Raw genomic sequence first — 21,093 nt, forward strand, 5'->3', positions numbered from 1 at the left:
ACTTTGCAGAGGTTTTCAGGGCAGGGGAGTAGAGCTTATCCGGCGCTTGCGTGGGAAGTTTCAGCAACCTTGTCGCGCAGCACCAGGCTGCACAGCGCAGGCAGGAACAACAGCGTCAACACCGTGCCCACCAGCACGCCGCCAATCAGCACATAGGCCAGCGACGACCAGAACACCGACAGCGTCAGCGGAATAAACGCCAGCGCCGCTGCCAGTGCGGTGAGGATTACCGGGCGCGCACGGCGCACTGTGGCTTCGATGATGGCCTCGCGAATCGCCATGCCGTGATCCTGGTTCTGGCGGATCTGGTCGGTAAAGATCAGTGTGTTGCGCATCAGGATGCCGCCGATGCCGATCAGCCCGAGAATCGCGTTGAAGCCGAATGGCTGGTTGAACAGCAACAAGGTCGGCACTGCACCGATCAGGCCCAGAGGCGCGGTAGCGAACACCATGAACATCACGCCGAACGAGCGCACCTGGAACATGATCACCGTGAGGGTCAGCAGGATCATGATCGGGAACAGCGCCGCCAGGGCCACGTTGGCCTTGGCGCTTTCCTCTACCGGGCCGCCGATGTCGATTTTGTAACCACTGGGCAGCTTGGCGATCAGCGGTTGCAGGTCTTTGTACACGGCCATTTCCACATCGGGCGGTTGCACGCCGTCGATGATGTCGGCGCGCACTTCCACGGTGGTGGCGCGGTCACGGCGCTTGAGGATCGGTTCTTCCATCACCGCCTTGAAATGTCCGACCTGGGCCAGCGGCACCGACGTACCGGCGCTGTTGGTCAGCGTCATGTTATTGAGGTTGGCAAGGTCTTCGCGTTGGCTGCCCTGGGCGCGGGCCACCACTGAGACGGTGCGGTTGCCTTCGCGGACTTCGGTGATCGGGTTGCCGCTGAGCAGGGCGTTCAACTGGGACTTGACCTCGTCGGGGGTAAAACCCAGCAAGCGCAGGCGGTCCTGGTCCAGCACCAGGCGATAAGCGCTGGCACGCTCGCCCCATTCGAGGAAGGTGTCTCTGGTCAGCTTGTTGCCGGCCACGACCTGGCGCACGTCTTCAGACAGCTCGCGCAGCACATTGAGGTCTGGCCCGGAGACGCGAAACACCACCGGGAACGGCACCGGCGGGCCGAAGACGAGCTGTGTGACCCGCACCCGCGCCGATGGAAATTCGCCTGCCGCAATGCGCTCGCGCATACGCAGTTTCAGCGCATCGCGGGCGTGGGAGTCGGGGGTTTGCACGATCAGCTTGGCGAACGCCGGGTCGGGCATTTCAGGGTTCAACGACAGGAAAAACCGCGGTGCACCGCCGCCCACATACGTGTCCACCATGCTGGTCTGCGGCTCTTGCAACAGGGCTTTCTCCACCTGCGCTGCCACCGCTTCGGTGCTTTTAAATGCGCTGCCGGGTGGCATATACACTTCAAGAATCAGCTCCGAGCGGTCGGAGTCGGGGAAGAACTGTTTCTTCACCACCGCCATACCCAGGCCGCACAGCACGAACGCGGCCACCACCAGCCCGGTTACCAGCCAGCGCCCGCGCACGCAGGCCTCCACCAGGCTGCGCAGTTTCTGGTAGTAGCGCCCGGCATAAATCGCATCATGCCCGCCGGGGACTGGCTTGATGTGCGGCAACAACTTCACGCCCAGGTAAGGCGTAAACACCACGGCCACCAGCCAGGACGAAATCAGCGCGAAACCTACGATCCAGAAAATATTCCCGGCGTATTCGCCCGCCCCGGAGCGCGCAAACCCTACCGGGAGAAAACCGATGATGGTGACCAGGGTCCCGGTCAGCATCGGCGCCGCCGTGGAACTCCAGGCGTAGGTGGCCGCGTGGATCCGATCAAAGCCTTCTTCGAGTTTGACCACCATCATCTCGATGGCAATGATCGCGTCGTCCACCAACAAACCCAGGGAAATGATCAGTGCGCCGAGGGTCACACGGTCGAATTCACGGCCGGTGACCAGCATGATCACGAACACGATCGAGAGCGTCAGCGGCACGGCTGCCGCCACTACCAGCCCCACGCGAAAGCCCAGGGCCAGCAGGCTGATCAGCATCACCACGGCCAGGGCGACGAAGAATTTGAGCATGAACTCGTTGACCGCCAGGCTGATGTTTTTCGCCTGGTCGGAGACTTTGGCGAAGTTCACGCCCAAGGGCAGGTCGGCCTGGATCCTGGCTTCCTGGGCCAGCAGGCTCTTGTCCAGTTCCAGGCCGTTCCAGTGTTTTTCCATGATCACACCCAGCATCAGCGCGGGGTCGCCCTGGTGACGGATGCGGTAGGTGGGCGGGTCTTCATATCCGCGGCTCACCGTGGCGACATCAGCGATGCGCAGCACGCGGCCATTGACTTGCAGCGGTACGTTTTCGATCAGCGCGAGGCTGTCGAAGGCGCCGTCGATGCGTATGTAGGCGCGGGCGCCGGCGGTTTCGACGAAGCCTGCGGGCGCCACGGCGTTTTGCGCGGCGAGGGCGGCGAAGATTTGCTCGGGCTTGATGCCCAGAGTTGCCAGGCGCTCATAGGAAAACTCCACAAACACGCGCTGGGCCTGTTCACCAAGGATATTGACCTTCTTTACCCCCGGCAGGTTGAGCAAACCCTGGCGCAGCTCCTCGGCCATTTGTACTTGTTGGCGGTGGGGCAGGTGTTCTGCCTCCAGGGCATACAAGGCGAAATACACATCGGAATATTCATCGTTGAAAAACGGCCCGATCACGCCCTTGGGCAGTTGCGCGGCTTCGTCGCTGAGCTTTTTGCGTGTCTGGTAGAACAGCGCCTGGATCTCGCTCGGGCGTGTGGATTCGAGGAAGGTCATGCGCATCGACACGAAACCCGGCTGGGCGATGGTCTCGACGCGGTCGTAGTAGTCCAGTTCCTGCAGGCGTTTTTCCAGGCGGTCGGCCACTTGCTCCTGCATCTCCTGGGCGGTGGCGCCGGGCCAGGCGGCGGTGATGGTCATGACCTTGACGGTGAACGAAGGGTCTTCGGCGCGGCCCAGCTTGCCGAACGCGAAGACCCCGGCGACGAGGATCGCAATCAGCAAAAACAGGGTGACAGCGCGGTGTTTGACGGCCAGTTCGGAGAGGTTGATCCCGCGCATACTCATTGATCCTGCTTACGGTTGAGGGCCAGCGCTTGGGAGGGCAGCAAGCGCACCGTATCGCCGCTGTGCAACAGGTGAGCGCCGAGGGCGACGATGGTTTGGCCGGGTGTTACGCCGCTGTCGAGCAAGGCGTCCTCCTGGCCGAGGCTGGCGACCTTCACCGGGGCGAAGCTGAGTTTGAAATCGTCGCCAATCACCCATACGCCCGTGCCTTGCCCTGCATCCTGCAAGGCGCCAATGGGTACGCGGGTTTGCAGGGGCTGGCCGTTGCCTTGCAAGCGCACGGTGATGGTGGAACCGAGGGCGAAACGTTCGACCGCACCCTGCAGCACATAACGTGCGCGGTAGGTGCGGGTCACGGGGTCGGCGCTGGCGGACAGTTCGCGCAGAGTGGCGGTCACGGCCTGGTCCGCTGCGCCAAAAGGAAGCGCCAGGGCTTTTTGCGTAGCCAGGTCACGCTGGTTCTCCGGCAGATTGACGATGGCTTCGCGGGCGCCGTCATGGGCCAGGCGCGCCACGATTTGCCCTTCGGCTACCACCTGGCCGCGATCGGCCAGCACGTCGGTGATGATGCCGTCGCCATCGGCCTTGAGTACTGAATAAGTGCGACGGTTTTCGATCTGGCTGGCATCCGATTGCGCCGCGGCCAGTTCGGCCTGGGCGACGCGCAGGTTAGTGGCCGACTGATCGAAGATCTGCCGCGACACCGCGCCGGTACTGGCCAGGCGCTGGTAACGGTTTTCGTCATCGCGGCGCTGGCGCAGTTGGGCCTGGGCGGCGTTGACGCGGTTTTTTGCCGAGCGCAGCGCCAGTTCGAAGTCGCCAATGTCCAGCACCAACAGGGTGTCGCCACGGGAGACGTGCTGGCCGGGGTCGACCTTGCGTTCGATCACCTTGCCGCTGACCCGAAAGCCCAGGTCGCTTTCCGTGCGCGCGGCCACTACACCGGTATAGGCGCTTTGCTGGGTGCCGGCTGCTTCGACCTTGGCGGCGAGTACCGGGCGCGGCACTGGCACCTGGGCGGTATCGGCCTTGCTGTTGCAGCCATTGAGGAACATCAACAGGGCCAGGGGCATGAGAAAACGCAGGGGGAGAGGGGGCATGGCGAACTCCGGAAACCATTGTGCAAAAAATTACGGCCGTAATTTTTTGCTTATATTATGGTTGAAATATAAATTAATCCAGCCCCCCGATAATCCCAGTCAGCTATGTGCAGATCTCCTGTGGGCTTGTTCGCGAAAGCGCAGTGCCAGTCACTGATGAGTCAACCGAACCACCACTATCGCAGCATAGGCATCTACACAACTTTGTAGCTGCCGCACGCCCCGTAACCACGATGCGAAGCGAGCCGCTCTTGATCTTGATCTGCTCTTGATCTCAGGCGCCCCGTTAAACCACGCTGGCCGGAATTCGACAGGGATTTGGGGGGTAAACCGGCAGGGATGCCGGTTTAGCAGCCCCGCGCCATGGATGGCGCGTGGCGGCGGCCCCCCAAATCCATGGCGGATTACGGGCACACCGAGCCCAGGAGCCGCCGTAAGGGCGGAACCCTAAGTGGCCGTTACCGCAGGAATGGATATGCACCCGGTATAACTGCGTCGCCTGTCAGGCCGCCTTCGCGAGCAAGTCGAATCGTCGCACCGCCCCTCCCACAGTTGGATCGCGGGGTGTCAGGTAGGTAGGTGTCGGCTGGCAAGCCACCATCGCAGGCAAGCCCGCCTACAGGCTAAAGAATTGTTCTATATGTAGAACGATCAGGGCCAGTTTTGCCCTCTAGTGCTCAGAGGTGAGGCGAATTAAGCTGTACTCACTTTGGAGGTACATCATGAAAAAGCTAATTGGTATCTACACCAGCCCCCGCGCCCACTGGGTCGGCGATGGTTTCCCGGTACGCACGCTGTTTTCCTACGACACCATGGGCAAGCACATCAGCCCATTCCTGTTGCTGGATCACGCAGGCCCGGCTGAATTCACCCCGACTGAACAGCGTCGCGGCGTCGGCCAACACCCGCATCGCGGTTTTGAAACCGTGACCATCGTCTACGACGGCGAAGTCGAGCACCGCGATTCCACCGGTGCCGGCGGCAAAATCGGCCCGGGCGATGTGCAATGGATGACTGCAGCCAAGGGCATTCTCCACGAGGAATTTCACTCCCAAGCTTTCGCTCGTAGCGGCGGGGCGCTGGAAATGGTGCAACTGTGGGTCAACCTGCCGGCCAAGGACAAAATGGCGGATGCCGGTTACCAGACCATCGTGGATGGCGATATCCCGGTGCTGCCATTGGCTAACGACGCGGGGCAATTGCGCCTGATCGCCGGTGAGTTCGCCGGTACTCAGGGCCCGGCCCGCACCTTTACGCCGATTGACGTGTGGGACTTGCGCCTCAACGCCGGTAAGGCGGTCACGCTGGACCTGCACGCCGGGCGCAACACGGCCTTGGTGATCCTCAGCGGCACTGTGCTGGTCAACGGCAAAGAAGTCGCGCGCCAAGGGCAACTGGCGTTGTTCGAGCGTGACGGTGATCAGATCACCCTGGAGTCCAATGACGACGCCAAGGTGCTGCTGCTCAGCGGTGAACCCATCGACGAGCCCATCGTCGGCCACGGTCCGTTCGTGATGAACACCGAGCAGGAGATTCACCAGGCGTTCGCCGACTTCCAGTCGGGCAAGTTCGGGCAGATGCACGCCTGACGGTTCACCGCAAAAAACCTGTAGGAGCGAGCTTGCTCGCGAAGAACTTCAACATACTGCGTTCAATCAGACAGAACGCGTTATCGTTGTGGTTTTTCGCGAGCAAGCTCGCTCCTACATTTTGTTCCCAGGGTTCTTATTTCATGCGATCTTCTCGGCATTCGCCCTGGAGTCGCCTGGATGCCCTCATTTATCGCTGATCACCCGATGTTGTGCGCCGTGGCGTTGATCCTTATCGACATTGCCGTGTGGCGCCTTATTTCCCCCAGCCTGGCCAATTGGAAACTGGCGGCGCGGCTGGTGATCTTTGCGGTATTCAGTGCCGTGTTGTTCAACGACGGCATGAACCCCATGCAAGCGGCGCCCTATGCCGACGACACCACCTTGCACCTCGCCGCCACGGCGTTGCAGATCGGCTGGTGGCTGTTCGCGGCGCGCACCCTTACGGTGTTGCTCGGCGCGGTGATGATGCAGCGGGTCGGCCATACCGGGCGTTTATTGCAGGACCTGCTGGGCGCGGTGATTTTCCTGATCGCGATCATCGCCGCCATGGCCTATGTGCTCGACCTGCCGGTCAAAGGCGTACTGGCCACCTCCGGCGCCGTGGCGATCATCGTCGGCCTGGCGCTGCAAAGCACCTTGAGCGATGTGTTTTCCGGGATCGTCCTCAATACCACCAAGCCTTACCAGATCGATGACTGGATCTCAATCGACGGTACTGAAGGCCGCGTCACCGACATCGACTGGCGCGCCACGCGCCTGCAAACGTCCCAGGGCAGCCTGGCGGTGATCCCCAATTCCCTGGCGGCCAAAGCCAAGATCATCAACTTTTCGCGCCCGGCAGACATGTTCGGCCTGGCGGTCAGCCTGCAAGTCAGCCCCCATGCGCGCCCGCAAACCGTGATCGAGGCCCTGGAGCGTGCCATGCAAGGCTGCCGGCCGCTGCTGGCCAAGCCCGCCCCAAGCGTGGCGTTCAAGGCCTCCACCAGCGGCGGCGTGGAATATGAAATCAGTGGGTTTGTGCCGGCCATGGGCCTCAAGCGTGAAACACGCAACCAGCTTTACGACCTGGCCTATCGGCATTTGCAGGCGGCAGGTGTGGGGCTGTTGTCCTCCACCGAAGGCAGCACGCCGCCATCCGTGTCCGGCGCCCGCGCTCTGCTTGAGCGCTCATCGATCTTCTCCACCTTGCGTCAGGAAGAAAAAGACACCTTCAGCCAGAACATGACCCTGCACACCTACCGCGCCGGTGAGATGATCCTGGCGGCGGGAGAGGTCAGCGATCACCTGTTCATCATCGAGTCTGGCGTGGTCTCGGTGCTGTTGATCAAGGACGGGCACAAGTTCGAGGCCGGGCGCATGGGGCCGGGGGAGGTGATCGGTGAGTCCGGCATCCTTTCCGACCAGGCGGCACTGGCGGATTTTTCGGCCAAGACCTACTGCACGCTGTACCGCATCGAAAATGAATACCTCAAGCCGTGCCTGGACGCTCGGCATGATATCGGCGAAGCCATGAAAGCGCTGCTGGATTTCCGTCGCCATGCCGCCCAGGCCCTGACCGAAGACGTACCCGTGGTGCCGGTCAAGAAGGGCTTCATCCAGTGGCTGAGGAAGCGTGGCCTGTAGATTGGTCACCTGTTCTTCGCCCGGATTGGCTATTTCTCCAGAACGCTGCGCTGATTACTCTGCGCACCTGTCCCAACGTTCTGGAGTCTCATCATGCAAACCCGTACCGATTTCTACACCGCTTCCCCAGACGCGATGAAAGCCATGCTCGCCCTGGAAGCGGCGGTAGGCAAACTCTCCATCGAATTGCCACTGCTGGAACTGGTGCGCCTGCGCGTCTCGCAAATCAACGGCTGCGCGTTCTGCCTCGACATGCACACCGCCGATGCGCGCAAAGGCGGCGAGACCGAGCGGCGTCTGTACACCCTGTCGGCCTGGCGCGAAACGCCATTTTTCACCCCACGTGAACGCGCCGCCCTGGCCTGGGCCGAAAGCCTGACCCTGCTCAGCCACACCCACGCCCCGGATGAAGACTTCAACGCCCTGGCCGCCGAATTCAGCCCACAGGAGCAAGTCGACCTGAGCGTGGCCATCGCCACCATCAACAGCTGGAATCGCCTGGCGGTGGGGTTTCGCAAGATGCCCAAGTAAGGCATCAGTTGGCTTTGAAATAACCACGCGGGGTGCTGCCGGTCATGCCTTTGAAAAAGGCGATCAATGCACTGTCGCTGGCAAAGCCCAGTTCAAAGGCGCAGTAGCCCAGGCTGCGCCCGGTGGCGAGCAGTTCGATCACCCGCATCAGTCGCCACTGTTGGCGCCACTGCTGATACCCCAGGCCGGTCTCCCTGAGAAAAATCCGGCCAATGGTCTTGGTGCTGGCGCCAATGTGCTGCTCCAGTTCCTGCAATGTCGGTGGCAAGCGGTCGAGTTGGGCCAGCAAGGGTGCCAGGCGCTTGTCTTGCGGCAACGGCAGGAGCAGGGGCTGCTCGACCGCGTGGCGGATTTCGTCCAGGCACAGCCCAAGCAAGTGGGCATAGCGGCCGGTGTGCCAATCGGTCTCGAAGGGTGCCATAGCCATCGGTTCCAGTACGGCCCGCAGCAAGGTACTCACTTGGATCACTCGCACCTGCGCGGGTAACTGCCCGGCCAGGGCCGCGCTCACGTACACCGACCGGTAATCGACCGCGTGCTGCATCACCGCGCGATGAGGCAGGCCGCAAGGTATCCAGGCAGCGCGGGTGGGCGGCAGCAGGCACAGTTGAGTGTCCAGCGTGATGCGCGTGCAACCTTGCTGGGTGAACAGCAACTGCCCGCGCTGGTGGCGATGCATGCCGGAGTCGTGATTGCCCAGCACCGCAGCGATGCCGATCACGGGAGCGGCAAACGCGTCGGGATTGAAAGACGCAGTCGCTTCGAGCCAAGCCATGGTTTGTCCGATTTCATGGATAAAATGTCGAAGTCTGGATAATACCCCAGTTGGCGCGCCCTAGAATTCGTCCATTGTTTTTATGGATGGACCTGGTGATGAAGTCTGGAAATTTGCTGATGCTGACGATGGCCTTGCTGATGTTCCCGCAATTGGCCCAGACCCTGTACAGCCCGGCCCTGGGCGATATCGGCCGGGTGTTCGCGGTCGAGCCTGAGCGGGCGGGGCAGACACTGTCGGTGTACTTCCTGGCCTTCGCTTTTGGTGTAGTGGTATGGGGGCGCTTGAGCGATCGTTGGGGGCGGCGGCCCGTGATGCTGATCGGGCTTGGGGTTTATGCAGGCGCCTCGGCGCTGGCCTTGAATGTGACCACATTCAGCGGTTTGTTGCTGGCCCAGGCGTGTGCTGCTTTCGGTGCGGCGGTGGGGTCGGTGGTCACGCAGACCGTGTTGCGTGACCGGTTCCACGGCGCTGGACTGGCCCAGGTGTTTTCGCTGATGGGCATTGCGCTGGCGGCCAGCCCCGCCATCGGGTTATTCAGCGGTGCGAGCCTGGTGGAGTGCTTCGGCTATCGCGGCGTGCTTGGCACGTTGCTGCTGCTCGCACTGGGGTTGTGGGCCTGGTGCCTGTGGGCCCTGCCGGAAACACGCCCGGCATCGTTGCCCACGGCCGCCCTTGGCCAGACACTCGGATTGATGCTCAAGGATGCCGGAATCTGGCGCTCGGTCGGATTGGTGGCAGCCTTCAATATTGCGCTGTTCAGCTATTACAGCGTGGGGCCGTTTATCTTCGCGCACCTGGGGCGCTCCACTGCCGAGTTCGGCTACAGCGGCGTGCTGCTGGCGTTGGGGTCCGGCCTGGGGGCGTGGCTGAACAAAGCCTTGCTCAAGCGTGGTATGGACAGCGATCAATTGGTGTTTGTCGCTGCTGCAGTGGCGGTGGTGGGGAGCCTGCTGGTACTGGCCCTGCAACACAGCTGGTTATTGGTATGGCCGATGTTGCTGGTGGTGCTGGCATTCGGCATGGCGATACCCAACGTGCTCGGCGGCGCGTTAGTCGACTACCGCGATCGCCTCGGCACTGCCGCCGCCTTGTTTGGCTTGCTGTATTACCTGGTGATTGGTGGCGGGCTGACCCTGGTGGCATGGACCCAGGACCTTGGCTGGAGCCTGTTGGTATGCAGCTTGGCGGCGTTGTGGCTGGCAACGCCGCGGGTATTCAGAAGTTGACCGATGCACTCAAGCGCGCCGTCAGCGGTGCGCCCTGGAACAGGTAGTCATCGCCCATGTATTCGCCTGCGTCGCGCCAGTAGCGCTTGTCGAACAGGTTGTCGACGCTCAGGCGAAACACCGTCTCGTACCCATCGACCTTGGTGGTGTAGCGGCTGCCGACATTGACCACCGCGTAATCACCCACCTGTACATTACCGGTGCGATTGGCGTATTTCTTGGCGCTGTATTGCACGCCGCCCAGTACCGCCAGGCCATTGACCCACGGCAAGGCATAGTCGGCGTACAGGCTGGCGCGCAGCTTGGGCACGTTGATCGCCTGGTGGCCTTCATAGTCCGGCGTGCCGCTGCCGCTGACCCGCGCTCGAATCGCTGCCACGCTGGTTGCGATTTGCAGGCGGTCGGTGGCCCAGCCGTTGGCGGACAATTCCAGGCCGGTGTTCTTCTGCTGGCCTTGCTGCAGGTAGGTGAAACCGTCACCTTCGGGCTTGGCGTATTGGTAAGCCTGGCGCGTCTGGAACACGGCAGCGGCAAAGCTGATGCGGCGCCAGTCGTATTTAACCCCGGCTTCGATTTGGCGCGAGACGGTGGGGGCGAGGGTTTCATCCTGGTTTTTTGCGAACCACGGCGCCGTGCCACCCAGTGACAGGCCCTTGCTGTAGCTGGTGTACAGCGAAACGTTGTCCACTGGTTTGTAGATCAGCGAGGCCTGGGGCAGGAACACGTATTGTTGGGTGTGGCGTGTCTGGTTGCCGGTGACGCCGTCAAAGGCTTTTTCATCCAGGCGTACTTCACGACCACCGAGGATGGTTTGCCATTGCTCGTTGAAGCGGATGCGGTCGGTGACGAACAGGCCGTACTGGCGGCTGTCGAGGTTGCGATGGCTGTCGTTCAGCGGCTGGCTAGTAGGTTTAAAGGTTGGAGTTGGTTCATAGATATTGCCGCTGCCAATTGAAGCGTTCACAGATTCACGTTTGTCGATCACCCGACGAAACGCGCTGGTACCAAAGGTTAACTCATGGCTTAAGCCTGCGGCGTCGAACAAGCCAGTCATCGCAGCCTGGACTTCATCATCGCGACGAGTGTCGTCAGGGCTGCGGAAGTCGTAGATGTCGTAGTCACCCTCCGGCGTGAAGTAATTTCCTAGGCCGTTGGTATCGCCGCCCCACGCAAACGAGCTGTAATCGTCAATCACCACCTTGCTGCGCGCCGCACTGATATTACCTTTCCACTGGTCGCTGAAACGGTACTCGAACTTGCCGTTGAGGTTCAGCGAATCAATCCCCACCTGCTTGCCGCCGGTCTGGTGCCCCAGCAGCTTTTTCGGCGAGGCGTCATGGGGCACTTCCGTACCCCCCAACAGTTGATACCCCGGTACCGAACGTTGTTGCTTGTTCTGGTACTCGGCATCCAGTTGCAGCACGGCGTCGGGGCTGATGTTCCAGTCAAAGGCCAGGGACAGGAAATCGCGCTGGCCATTGGCGTGTTCCACATAGGAATTGAGGTCTTCATGGGCGACGTTGGCACGCAGGCCGAACTGCTGCTCGCTGCCAAACCAGCCGCCGACATCGGTGGCGATATAACCGCTGCCGCGATCATCGGTAGACACCGTCACCGAGCGCACGTCCTCCGGCCGCTTGGTCACGTAGTTGATCACGCCACTGGGCTCGGAAATGCCGCTCTGCAAACCGGCCAGGCCCTTGAGCACTTCCACCTGCTGCTTGTTTTCCAGGGCGACGTTCTGCTCGCCTGTGATGGTGCGCCCGTTGATCTTGTAGCTGCTGGCCGCATTCAGCGAGAAGCCGCGCACCACGAAGTTTTCGTAATAGCCGATGGGCGCGTAACTGTCGCCCACCGAGGCATCGTTGCGCAGCACTTCACTGAGCAAGCGTGCCTGCTGGTCCTTGATCAAGGCTGCGTTGATCACCGTGATCGAGGCCGGAGTGTCGAGCAATGGTGCTTCGTCAAAACCGCCCACCGAAGCGGTTTCATTGCGGTAACCGGACTCATCCAGGCCCTGGACCTTCACCGCCGGCAATTGGATCTCGGCGGCCAGGCTGCTGCCGATGCCGCCACTGAGCAGCAGGCCGAGGGCAAAACGTGAAGTGACGACGGGTCGAAAACGCAGAACCATGGGCAGGGCCTTATAGCGCGGGGCGGGGGCGCATAAGCTAGGCATAACGGCCAGGTTTTACAAGCGTTCGGTACTCGCGCACACCGAGCCTGGGCGAGGTGCCGAGTGGAGGGGCAAGAACATTTGATTACTTTGCCGCTTTTGCAAGGTGACCCGCCGGTGGGCGGAACCGATAGTGGCCGTTACAGCACAATGGATATGTACTCGGTCTGGTTAAAGGTGGGAGGGGGCTTGCCCCCGATGGCGGTGGGCCAGCCCCAGATGTATTGGCTGACACTCCCTCATCGGGGGCAAGCCCCCTCCCACCTTTTTGAATGCGTTTCAACGTGAGCGCTTGAGGGTTTCGCTGGGCAGTTCCTTGAATAGTGCTCGATAGCTATTGGAAAACCGCCCCAGATGCCAGAACGACCAATTCATCGCCACCTCGGCCACGGTGGTATCCGCGCCACTCAATAGCTCCCGCCGCGCCCCATTCAACCGACGCAACCGCAACCACTGCGCCGGACTCATCCCGGTGTAGGTCTTGAACCCTTGTTGCAATTGGCGCAACGGCACACCCGCAATCTGCGCCAGTTCCAGCAGGTTGGCAGTTTCATCCGGAGCATCCGCCGCCCATTCACCGATACGCGCCATCAACCGGCGTTCTTCATTGCGTTTTTGCAAGGAACTGCCGTCCAGGCACACGCAGGCGTTGTCGAGGATAAACAGGCAATCGTCGAGCAACTGCTGGGTCAGGGCATCACGGCTGATGGGGTCGGTCAGTGCCGACAGGCGCGTAAGGGTACCGCTGAGCCAGCGAGTGAACAGCGCGTTTTGCTGACAGGCCAGTGGCGCCATGAACAACCCTTCCAGTCTGGCCATGTCCAGCCCATGGCGTTGCACGAACTGCGGGCCGAACACCACCGCTACTTCGCGGTAGTTCTGCGGGGTGATCCAGGTATTGCGGCTTTCGCCGTTAAGCAGGTACAGCGCGTTGTCGCTGCCATCGAAGCAGAACGACAGCGCGCCTGGCGGCGCGTTGAAGTGCTGTTCCACGCGGGTGTTCATACATTCTTCGTACACCTGCACGCCTTGCAGGTCGAGGTAGCGCACGCGCCCGGCGAAATGCCCGGGGGACATTTGCTGGTAATGCTGCACCCAACCGGGTGTCGCACTGCATTGGGCGGTCACATCGCCGGTAGCGAAGGCCTGTACGCGCAAAGCGGTTGCCTGTGTCATGGGGGATCCGTGCGCACTCTATTGGTGCGTTGTACTGCGTGCAAAGTGGATAGATGCCGTTTCAAGGCCGGCCCAAGATAGACCTCAATGTGTCGACTGTACAAGCCGGCGCCGCATCCCACCCAAGACGAGGTCCTTATGAATGCCCCCTTCGATCAGCTCTCCACCTGGCTGAAAGAACACAAGATTACCGAAGTCGAATGCGTGATCAGTGACTTGACTGGCATTGCGCGCGGCAAAATTGCACCCACCAACAAGTTCCTGCATGAGCGAGGCATGCGCCTGCCGGAAAGTGTGCTGCTGCAAACGGTAACCGGGGACTTTGTCGACGACGACATCTACTACGACCTGCTGGACCCGGCTGATATCGACATGATCTGCCGTCCGGTGGCCAACGCCACCTACGTGGTGCCCTGGGCCATCGAGCCCACTGCCATCGTGATCCACGACACCTTCGACAAACAGGGCAACCCCATCGAACTGTCGCCGCGCAATGTGCTGAAAAAAGTCCTGCAGCTGTACACCGACCAGGGCTGGCAGCCGATTGTCGCGCCGGAAATGGAGTTCTACCTGACCCAGCGCTGCGAAGACCCGGACCTGCCGTTGAAAACCCCCATCGGTCGTTCGGGGCGTGCCGAAACCGGGCGCCAGTCATTTTCCATCGATGCCGCCAACGAATTCGACCCGCTGTTCGAAGACGTCTACGACTGGTGCGAAGCCCAGGGCCTGGACCTCGACACACTGATCCACGAAGACGGCCCGGCGCAGATGGAGATCAACTTCCGTCACGGCGATGCCCTGAACCTGGCCGATCAGATCACTGTGTTCAAGCGCACCCTGCGCGAGGCCGCGCTCAAGCACAACGTGGCCGCGACCTTTATGGCCAAACCGGTGGCCGACGAACCCGGCAGCGCCATGCACCTGCACCAGAGCGTGGTGGAAATTGCCACCGGAAAACCGGTGTTCGTCGATGCCGACGGCAACATGAGCCCGTTATTCCTGCATCACATCGGCGGCCTGCAGAAGTACATCCCCAAGCTGCTGCCGATGTTTGCACCCAACGTGAACTCGTTCAGGCGCTTTTTGCCGGACACCTCGGCGCCGGTCAACGTCGAATGGGGTGAAGAAAACCGCACCGTCGGCCTGCGCGTGCCGACTTCCAGCCCCGAGGCGATGCGCGTGGAAAACCGCTTGCCGGGTGCCGATGCCAATCCCTACCTGGCGATCGCCGCCAGCTTGTTGTGTGGCTACCTGGGCATGATCGAGCAGATCGAGCCCAGTGCGCCGGTGGAAGGCCGTGCCTATGAGCGCCGCAACCTGCGCCTGCCGTTCACCCTCGAGGATGCCCTGGCACGCATGGAAGACTGCGACACAGTCAAGCAATACCTGGGCGAAAAATTCGTGCGCGGCTACGTCGCGGTCAAGCGCGCCGAGCATGAGAATTTCAAGCGGGTGATCAGTTCCTGGGAACGTGAATTCCTGCTGTTGAGCGTCTAAAACAACGATAAAAGGGGTGACGATATGCGTCTTGTGAACAAGTTTCTGCCGTTGGCACTTGCACTTGTACTGCCGGCGGCATTCAGCGCCAGCACCCAGGCAGCGTCGACGGTGAGCGTCTACAACTGGACCGACTACATTGGTGAAACCACATTGGCGGATTTCCAGGCCAACACCGGGATCAAGGTGGTCTACGACGTGTTCGACTCCAACGAAACCCTGGAAGGCAAGTTGCTCGCCGGGCGCACCGGCTATGACGTGGTGGTGCCGTCCAACCACTTCCTGGCGCGGCAAGTGGAGGCCGGCGCGTTCCTCATGCTGGACCGAGCGCAACTGCCGAACTTCAAGAACCTCGATCCCCGGTTGCTCAAGCTGCTGGAGCAGAACGACCCGGGTAACGCGCACTCGGTGCCGTACCTGTGGGGCACCAATGGCATCGGTTACAACGTCGACAAGGTCAAGCAGGTGCTGGGTATCGAGCGCATTGATTCATGGGCGGTGCTGTTCGAGCCGGACAACCTCAAGAAGCTCCATGAATGCGGTGTGGCCTTCCTTGATTCGCCGGATGAGCTGTTTCCGGCGATCCTCAACTACATGGGCAAGGACCCACGCAGCGAGAACGCCGAGGACTACAAGCAGGCCGAAGCCAAGCTGCTGACGCTGCGGCCGTACATCACTTATTTCCATTCCTCCAAGTACATCTCGGACCTGGCCAACGGCAATATCTGCGTGGCCTTCGGTTATTCCGGCGATGTGTTCCAGGCCGCCAACCGCGCCAAGGAAGCCAAAAACGGGGTGAACATTGCGTACTCGATTCCCAAGGAAGGCTCCAACCTGTGGTTCGACCTGCTGGCAATTCCTGCCGACGCCACCAACCCCAAAGAGGCCCACGCGTTCATCAACTACCTGCTCGAACCCGAAGTGATCGCCAAGGTCAGCGCCTCGGTGGGCTACGCCAACGCCAACCCGGCGGCCAAGCCGTTCATGGCCCCGGAACTGGTCAATAACCCTGAGGTTTACCCGCCCCAGGACGTCCTCGACAAACTCTACATTTCCACCACGCCCACGCCGGCGACCATGCGCGTGATGACCCGCGCCTGGAGCAAAGTGAAGTCCAACCGATGATTCAGTCCAACGAACATGCGCAGTCCTATTACCGCGCGACAGCCAACACCATGCCGCAGCGGCCTGCACTCGACGTTGATCTGAGCGTCGATGTGTGTGTGATCGGTGGCGGGTTCACCGGGGTCAACACGGCCATCGAACTGGCCCAGCGCGGGCTCTCGGTGATTGTGCTGGAGGCCCGACGCATTGGCTGGGGTGCCAGCGGGCGCAACGGTGGGCAGTTGATTCGGGGTATCGGTCATGATGTCTCGGGGTTTGCCAAATACGTGGGCGAGGAGGGCGTGCGCTATCTGGCGCGAGCGGGTATCGACTCGGTGGCGTTGGTGGGCGAGCGCATCGGCGAGCATGGTATCGATTGCGACTTGCGCTGGGGTTTTTGTGAACTGGCCAACACCCCGGCGCAATTCGCCGCGTTCAAGAATGAACAGGCGCAGTTGGCGGCCATGGGCTATGCCCCTGAAACCCGGTTGGTGGGCGCGCAGGACATGGCCCAGGTGGTGGGCTCGACAGTGTACGCCGGAGGCCTGGTCGACATGGGCTCCGGGCATCTGCACCCGCTCAACCTGGTGCTTGGCGAGGCGCAGGTGGCCGAGGCCCTCGGGGTGCGGATCTTTGAACAGACCGAGGTGCTGGAACTGATCCATGGCAACACTGTGCAGGTGCGTTGCGCCGGTGGCAGCGTGCGCGCCGCCCATCTGGTGCTGGCGTGCAATGCGCACCTGGAGAACCTGGAGCCGCGCCTGGGCGGCAAGGTGCTGCCGGCGGGCAGCTACATCATCGCCACCGAGCCGTTGCCGGAAACGGTGGCCGAGCAATTGATTCCGCAGAATCTGGCGCTGTGCGACCAGAAAGTCGGGCTGGATTACTACCGGCTGTCCGCCGACCGGCGCCTGCTGTTTGGCGGTGCCTGCCATTACTCGGGGCGCGATCCCCAGGACATCGCCGCTTACATGCGCCCGAAAATGCTCAAGGTCTTCCCGCAGTTGGCCGACACCGCCATCGAGTTCCAGTGGGGCGGCAAGATTGGCATCACCGCCAACCGCTTTCCCCAGGTCGGGCGGTTGAAGCAGTACCCCAATGTCTTCTATGCCCAGGGCTATTCCGGCCATGGCCTCAACGTGACCCACTGGTGCGCACGGCTGCTGGCCGAAGCGATTCACGCGGGTGCAAGTCGCGGCCTGGATATTTTCAGCCAGGTGCCGCACATGACCTTCCCGGGCGGCAAGGCGCTGCGCTCGCCGCTGTTGGCGTTGGGGATGCTGTGGTATCGGTTGCGCGAGGTGCTTTGATCACACAAAGGGCGCAGGCAATCGCTGTACTGGGCGCCTTATTCACTAATCTCAGGTTCAGTCAGCACCTTGCGAAACGTCTCCACCAGCGGTCGCAAATTAACGCGGTGCCAGGCCGCCCACAGCGGTGTGGTGTAGGTCAGCCACGGCAACTCTCGCAACACCACGCCGGGCGGGGCATTGCGGCTCAGGCCCTTCTGCACCATCGCTACCCCAAGCCCTGACGCCACCAGGCCCAGTGCGGTAAAGGGTTCGCTGGCTTCCATGGGAATCTGTGGGGTGAAACCGGCACGAATGCAGGCGGCGACGAAATCATCGGCGGGGTTGGCGCCGGTTTTGCGCTGCACGCCGATCCATTGTTGGTCCGCCAGGTGTTCGGGCAGCAGTTCGCGTTGCCGGGCCAGCGGATGCTGTTCGGGCAGGGCCAGCAGCATCGGGTCGTCGAGCACCTGCAAGGCGCTCAGGTCTGGATCGTCGTCGGCGGGGGGCTCGCTTACCAGGGCGATGTCCAGACTGCGTTGGCGCAGGCCCTCCAACTGTTCGAGGGAGGGCAGGTTATACAGCTTGATATGCACGGTGGGGCGATCGTCGCGCAGTATGCGCAAGGCATTGGGCAGAACACCGGCGTGCATGGCATTTTCGATATAGCCGATGCACAGGCCGCCTTCCTCCCCACGACCCAGGCGCTTGCCCAGCGATTCCAGACGGTTGGCATGGGTCAGCAACGCCTTGGTTTCGGCCAGGAAGGTCTGGCCGTCGCGGGTCAGGCGGATGCGCTGCTGGCTGCGCTCGAACAGGGTCAGGCCCAGGCGTTCTTCCAACTGGGCGATCTGCCGGCTCAGGGGCGATTGGGAGATGTGCAAGCGCTCGGCGGCGCGGCCGACGTGTTCTTCTTCGGCGACCACTTCGAAGTAGCGCAGTTGGCGTAGATCGATCATGTAAGACCTGTAAGGACTCAAGTTGGTCGCAGTATGTCTTGGACGGTCTGACTAACGCAATCTAGCATCTGCTCAACGGTCACAACCAACCGATTGAGGATCTCACCATGAGCTTGAAAGACAAACTCCCCGGCGTACTGGGCTTTGGCACCGCACCCTTGGGGAATATGTTCCGCGCCATCCCTGAAGACGAAGCCCAGGCCACCGTCGAAGCCGCCTGGAACCACGGCGTCCGTTACTTCGACACCGCGCCGTTCTACGGCTCGGGCCTGTCGGAAATCCGCTTGGGCCAGGCCCTGTCCCACTACAACCGTGATGACTACGTGCTCAGCACCAAGGTCGGCCGGGTGATTCTGGATGAAGTCGAAACCGGCGCCCGTGACCTTGGCGAAAAAAGCGGCGTGTTCGAACACGGCCGCCCGAATAAAATCCTCAATGACTACAGCGCCGATGCCACCCTGCGCTCCATTGACGATAGCCTCAAGCGCCTGCAAACCGATCGCCTCGACATCGTGTGGATTCACGATATCGCCCAGGATTTTTACGGCGACCAGTGGCTGGACTACTTCAACCAGGCCCGTACCGGCGCCTTCAAAGTGCTGACCCGCTTGCGCGAGGAGGGTGTGATCAAGGCCTGGGGTCTGGGCGTCAATCGCGTCGAGCCGTGTGAACTGACCCTGGACCTGACTGAGGCGCAGCCCGACGGGTTCCTCCTCGCCGGCCGCTATACGCTGCTGGACCACGAGCGCGCACTGCAACGCCTGATGGACGCAGCCTTGGCCCAGCAGGTTGAAATTGTGGTCGGCGGCCCGTACAGCTCTGGCATCCTCGCCGGCGGCGCACACTTTGAATACCAACCCGCTAAGCCTGCGATCATCAGCAAGGTCGAGCAGATCAAGGCGATTGCCCAGGCATTTGGCGTGAGTGTGAAAGCCGCGGCGCTGCAGTTTTCCCTGGCACACCCGGCCGTGGCGGCGGTGATTCCCGGTGCCAGTCGTCCGGGGCGCATTGCCGAAGACGTTGCGGCGTTGTCAGAACAGATTCCAGCAGCCTTCTGGCAAGCGCTACGCGAGGCCCGACTGATTTCGGATCGTGCGCCTTTGCCTCTCTAATCTTAAGGAAGCTAACCATGAAAATTGATGTGAGCGGCAAAGTAGCCATCGTCAGCGGCAGCACTGCCGGTATCGGCTTGGGCATCAGCCAGGCCCTGGCGCAATCCGGCGCAACGGTGGTAGTGATCGGGCGGGACGCGGGCAAGGTCGACGACGCTTTGGCCAGCATTCGCCAAGGGGTGCCCGGCGCTGACCTGCGTGGGCTGGTGGCCGACCTTGGCACCCTGGAGGGCGCCGAGAAACTGTTCGCCGCCGAACCTCGCGCCGATATCCTGGTCAACAACCTCGGCATCTTCAACGATGTGGATTTCTTCGAGGCGCCAGACAGTGAGTGGACGCGCTTCTATGAGGTCAATGTGATTTCCGGCGTGCGCCTGTCGCGCCATTATGCGCCGGGCATGGTCGAGCAGGGCTGGGGGCGGGTGATCTTTGTGTCGTCGGAATCCGGGGTGGCGACGCCGGCCGACATGATCAACTACGGCGTGACCAAAAGCGCCAACCTGGCGGTCTCCCACGGCCTGGCCAAGCGCCTGGCAGGCACCGGGGTGACGGTGAATGCGATTTTGCCGGGGCCGACCTTTACCGACGGCCTGGAACAGATGCTCAAGGACGCCACGGCCCAGTCCGGGCGCAGTGCGCGGGAAGAAGCCGATGTGTTCGTGCGTAATGCGCGGCCCACCTCGATCATCCAGCGTGCAGCCAATGTGGATGAAGTGGCGAACCTGGTGGCGTACATTGCTTCACCGCTGTCGTCTGCCACTACCGGTGCCGCTTTGCGCGTAGACGGTGGCGTTGTCGACAGCATGGCGATCTGATTTTTCCCCTGATTGGAGTATTTATTGTGGCAACAGCGTCTTCAGTAATTGAAATCCCGGCATCAGCCGACCAGGTCTGGCAACTGATTGGCGGCTTCAACAGCCTGCCCGACTGGCTGCCCTTTATCGCCAAGAGCGAGCCGAGCGAAGGTGGCCGTGTGCGTCACCTGACTACCGCTGACGGCGGCCAGATCGTCGAGCGTTTGCAGACCTTTGACAACGTGGCGCGCATTTACAGCTACACGATTGAAGAATCGCCGTTTCCGGTGAGCGCGTATCTGGCGACCGTGCAGGTTGAAGCGCTGACCGAGTCGTCGGCGAAAGTCACCTGGTCCGGCGTGTTCACTCCGGCAGCGGGCACCACGGATGCGGCGGTGGAGGAGTTATTTGCCGGCGTCTACAGCGGTGGCTTGGAGGCGTTGCGCGGCAACTTCCCCAACTGAACCGGTGTTATCGGGAAAAAACTGGTGATGGGCGAGGATCGCTGCAACTGACTCAGCGGGCGTCCTCTGCGCCGTATCGAGCCTGAACGGCGGCTCATCCCAGCATTCATATTCATGCACCAGCACCGACTGCCAGGTCGGCGGCGCCAGACCGGGAACATCGCCCACGCGGCTTTCCACACGGCGCCGATGCTCGTGCTGATCAGCACACACCACCTGGATATTGATCAGTTCAACCTGCGCTGCCGTCGCCACGGCTTGCCAGGCTTGGCGGCTCTCCCTGACCGGGTTCACGCAATCGGCGATGACCCGATGCCCCAGGCGCAAATTGCTCAGCGCCAATGCATTGGCCACGCTGTAGCCGCTGGCGCCCACATCCCCCGCCAATACGGCGGCATCGCGCAGCGCCTGTTCGATCACATCAATACGCAGGTAAACCGCGCCGGTCTGTCGCGCCAGTTCCCTGGCAACCGTGGTCTTGCCGCTGCCGGGCAGACCGCTGAATACGATAAGCATGGTCATCAACTCTTTGCAGGAGCGAGCTTGCTCGCGAAAA

General features: G+C 61.6%; 17 protein-coding genes. 10 read left to right on the forward strand and 7 right to left on the reverse strand.

Going from position 1 to position 21,093, the window contains the following annotated elements:
- Positions 1 to 35: 35 nt before the first annotated feature.
- Together JH25_RS01250 and JH25_RS01245 are read right to left on the reverse strand one after the other, a co-directional pair.
- Positions 36 to 3,110: an efflux RND transporter permease subunit gene (locus JH25_RS01250; RefSeq protein ID WP_032880751.1), complete on the reverse strand. Its 3,075-nt coding sequence runs from the start codon at positions 3,108 to 3,110 to the stop codon at positions 36 to 38.
- Positions 3,111 to 3,112: 2 nt separating this feature from the next.
- Entirely contained in the window at positions 3,113 to 4,216 is a 1,104-nt protein-coding gene (locus JH25_RS01245) for an efflux RND transporter periplasmic adaptor subunit (protein WP_032880752.1), read from the reverse strand.
- 722 nt (positions 4,217 to 4,938) lie between these two features.
- Between JH25_RS01245 and JH25_RS01240 the strand changes: the two genes are divergently transcribed.
- The 3 genes from JH25_RS01240 (at position 4,939) to JH25_RS01230 (ending at position 7,962) form a co-directional block, all read left to right on the forward strand.
- Positions 4,939 to 5,805, forward strand: a complete 867-nt coding sequence (locus JH25_RS01240) for a pirin family protein (RefSeq protein ID WP_032880753.1) — start codon at positions 4,939 to 4,941, stop codon at positions 5,803 to 5,805.
- Between the two features lie 180 nt (positions 5,806 to 5,985).
- Positions 5,986 to 7,431: a mechanosensitive ion channel family protein gene (locus tag JH25_RS01235; RefSeq protein WP_032880754.1), complete on the forward strand. Its 1,446-nt coding sequence runs from the start codon at positions 5,986 to 5,988 to the stop codon at positions 7,429 to 7,431.
- Positions 7,432 to 7,524: 93 nt separating this feature from the next.
- Positions 7,525 to 7,962, forward strand: coding sequence for a carboxymuconolactone decarboxylase family protein (locus tag JH25_RS01230; RefSeq protein ID WP_005788953.1), 438 nt, complete (start codon positions 7,525 to 7,527; stop codon positions 7,960 to 7,962).
- A gap of 4 nt (positions 7,963 to 7,966) precedes the next feature.
- On the opposite strand, the gene JH25_RS01225 is transcribed toward JH25_RS01230, so the two are convergent.
- Entirely contained in the window at positions 7,967 to 8,737 is a 771-nt protein-coding gene (locus JH25_RS01225) for an AraC family transcriptional regulator (RefSeq protein WP_032880755.1), read from the reverse strand.
- A gap of 98 nt (positions 8,738 to 8,835) precedes the next feature.
- Between JH25_RS01225 and JH25_RS01220 the strand changes: the two genes are divergently transcribed.
- On the forward strand, positions 8,836 to 9,966 hold the full coding sequence (locus tag JH25_RS01220) for an MFS transporter (RefSeq protein ID WP_032881322.1): 1,131 nt from the start codon (positions 8,836 to 8,838) through the stop codon (positions 9,964 to 9,966).
- On the opposite strand, the gene JH25_RS01215 is transcribed toward JH25_RS01220, so the two are convergent.
- Entirely contained in the window at positions 9,956 to 12,100 is a 2,145-nt protein-coding gene (locus tag JH25_RS01215; protein WP_032880756.1) for a TonB-dependent siderophore receptor, read from the reverse strand. The two genes, JH25_RS01220 and JH25_RS01215, sit on opposite strands and share 11 nt — an antisense overlap.
- A gap of 321 nt (positions 12,101 to 12,421) precedes the next feature.
- A complete protein-coding gene (locus tag JH25_RS01210; RefSeq protein ID WP_032880757.1) occupies positions 12,422 to 13,318 on the reverse strand; it encodes a helix-turn-helix domain-containing protein in 897 nt (298 codons plus the stop codon).
- Positions 13,319 to 13,456: 138 nt separating this feature from the next.
- On the opposite strand from JH25_RS01210, the gene JH25_RS01205 reads away from it, so the two are divergent.
- From JH25_RS01205 to JH25_RS01195, 3 genes are read left to right on the forward strand one after another with little or no spacing between them, the layout of a single operon-like run.
- On the forward strand, positions 13,457 to 14,815 hold the full coding sequence (locus tag JH25_RS01205) for a glutamine synthetase family protein (protein ID WP_032880758.1): 1,359 nt from the start codon (positions 13,457 to 13,459) through the stop codon (positions 14,813 to 14,815).
- 24 nt (positions 14,816 to 14,839) lie between these two features.
- Positions 14,840 to 15,940 (forward strand): polyamine ABC transporter substrate-binding protein, encoded by a 1,101-nt coding sequence (locus JH25_RS01200; protein ID WP_032880759.1) that lies wholly within the window; start codon positions 14,840 to 14,842, stop codon positions 15,938 to 15,940.
- On the forward strand, positions 15,937 to 17,229 hold the full coding sequence (locus tag JH25_RS01195; protein WP_032880760.1) for an NAD(P)/FAD-dependent oxidoreductase: 1,293 nt from the start codon (positions 15,937 to 15,939) through the stop codon (positions 17,227 to 17,229). Before JH25_RS01200 ends, JH25_RS01195 begins: the two co-directional genes overlap by 4 nt.
- 38 nt (positions 17,230 to 17,267) lie before the next feature.
- On the opposite strand, the gene JH25_RS01190 is transcribed toward JH25_RS01195, so the two are convergent.
- A complete protein-coding gene (locus tag JH25_RS01190) occupies positions 17,268 to 18,167 on the reverse strand; it encodes a LysR substrate-binding domain-containing protein (protein WP_032880761.1) in 900 nt (299 codons plus the stop codon).
- Positions 18,168 to 18,274: 107 nt separating this feature from the next.
- Here JH25_RS01190 and JH25_RS01185 point away from each other — a divergent pair, with 107 nt between their 5' ends.
- From JH25_RS01185 to JH25_RS01175, 3 genes are read left to right on the forward strand one after another with little or no spacing between them, the layout of a single operon-like run.
- On the forward strand, positions 18,275 to 19,279 hold the full coding sequence (locus JH25_RS01185; protein ID WP_032880762.1) for an aldo/keto reductase: 1,005 nt from the start codon (positions 18,275 to 18,277) through the stop codon (positions 19,277 to 19,279).
- A 17-nt stretch (positions 19,280 to 19,296) separates the two neighbouring features.
- Positions 19,297 to 20,094 carry an SDR family NAD(P)-dependent oxidoreductase gene (locus JH25_RS01180; RefSeq protein ID WP_032880763.1) on the forward strand — a complete coding sequence of 266 codons (798 nt, stop codon included), beginning with the start codon at positions 19,297 to 19,299 and terminating at the stop codon, positions 20,092 to 20,094.
- Between the two features lie 26 nt (positions 20,095 to 20,120).
- Positions 20,121 to 20,537, forward strand: a complete 417-nt coding sequence (locus tag JH25_RS01175; protein WP_032880764.1) for an SRPBCC family protein — start codon at positions 20,121 to 20,123, stop codon at positions 20,535 to 20,537.
- Here the strand turns inward: JH25_RS01175 and JH25_RS0127470 are convergent.
- The gene (locus JH25_RS0127470) at positions 20,478 to 21,053 is read right to left on the reverse strand and encodes an AAA family ATPase (RefSeq protein WP_050549418.1); all 576 of its coding nucleotides are present in this window, start codon (positions 21,051 to 21,053) and stop codon (positions 20,478 to 20,480) included. The genes JH25_RS01175 and JH25_RS0127470 overlap by 60 nt on opposite strands.
- Positions 21,054 to 21,093: the final 40 nt, after the last annotated feature.

Origin of the sequence: Pseudomonas sp. BRG-100 (assembly GCF_000737955.1) — a bacterium.
Taxonomy (GTDB): Bacteria; Pseudomonadota; Gammaproteobacteria; order Pseudomonadales; family Pseudomonadaceae; genus Aquipseudomonas; species Aquipseudomonas synxantha_A.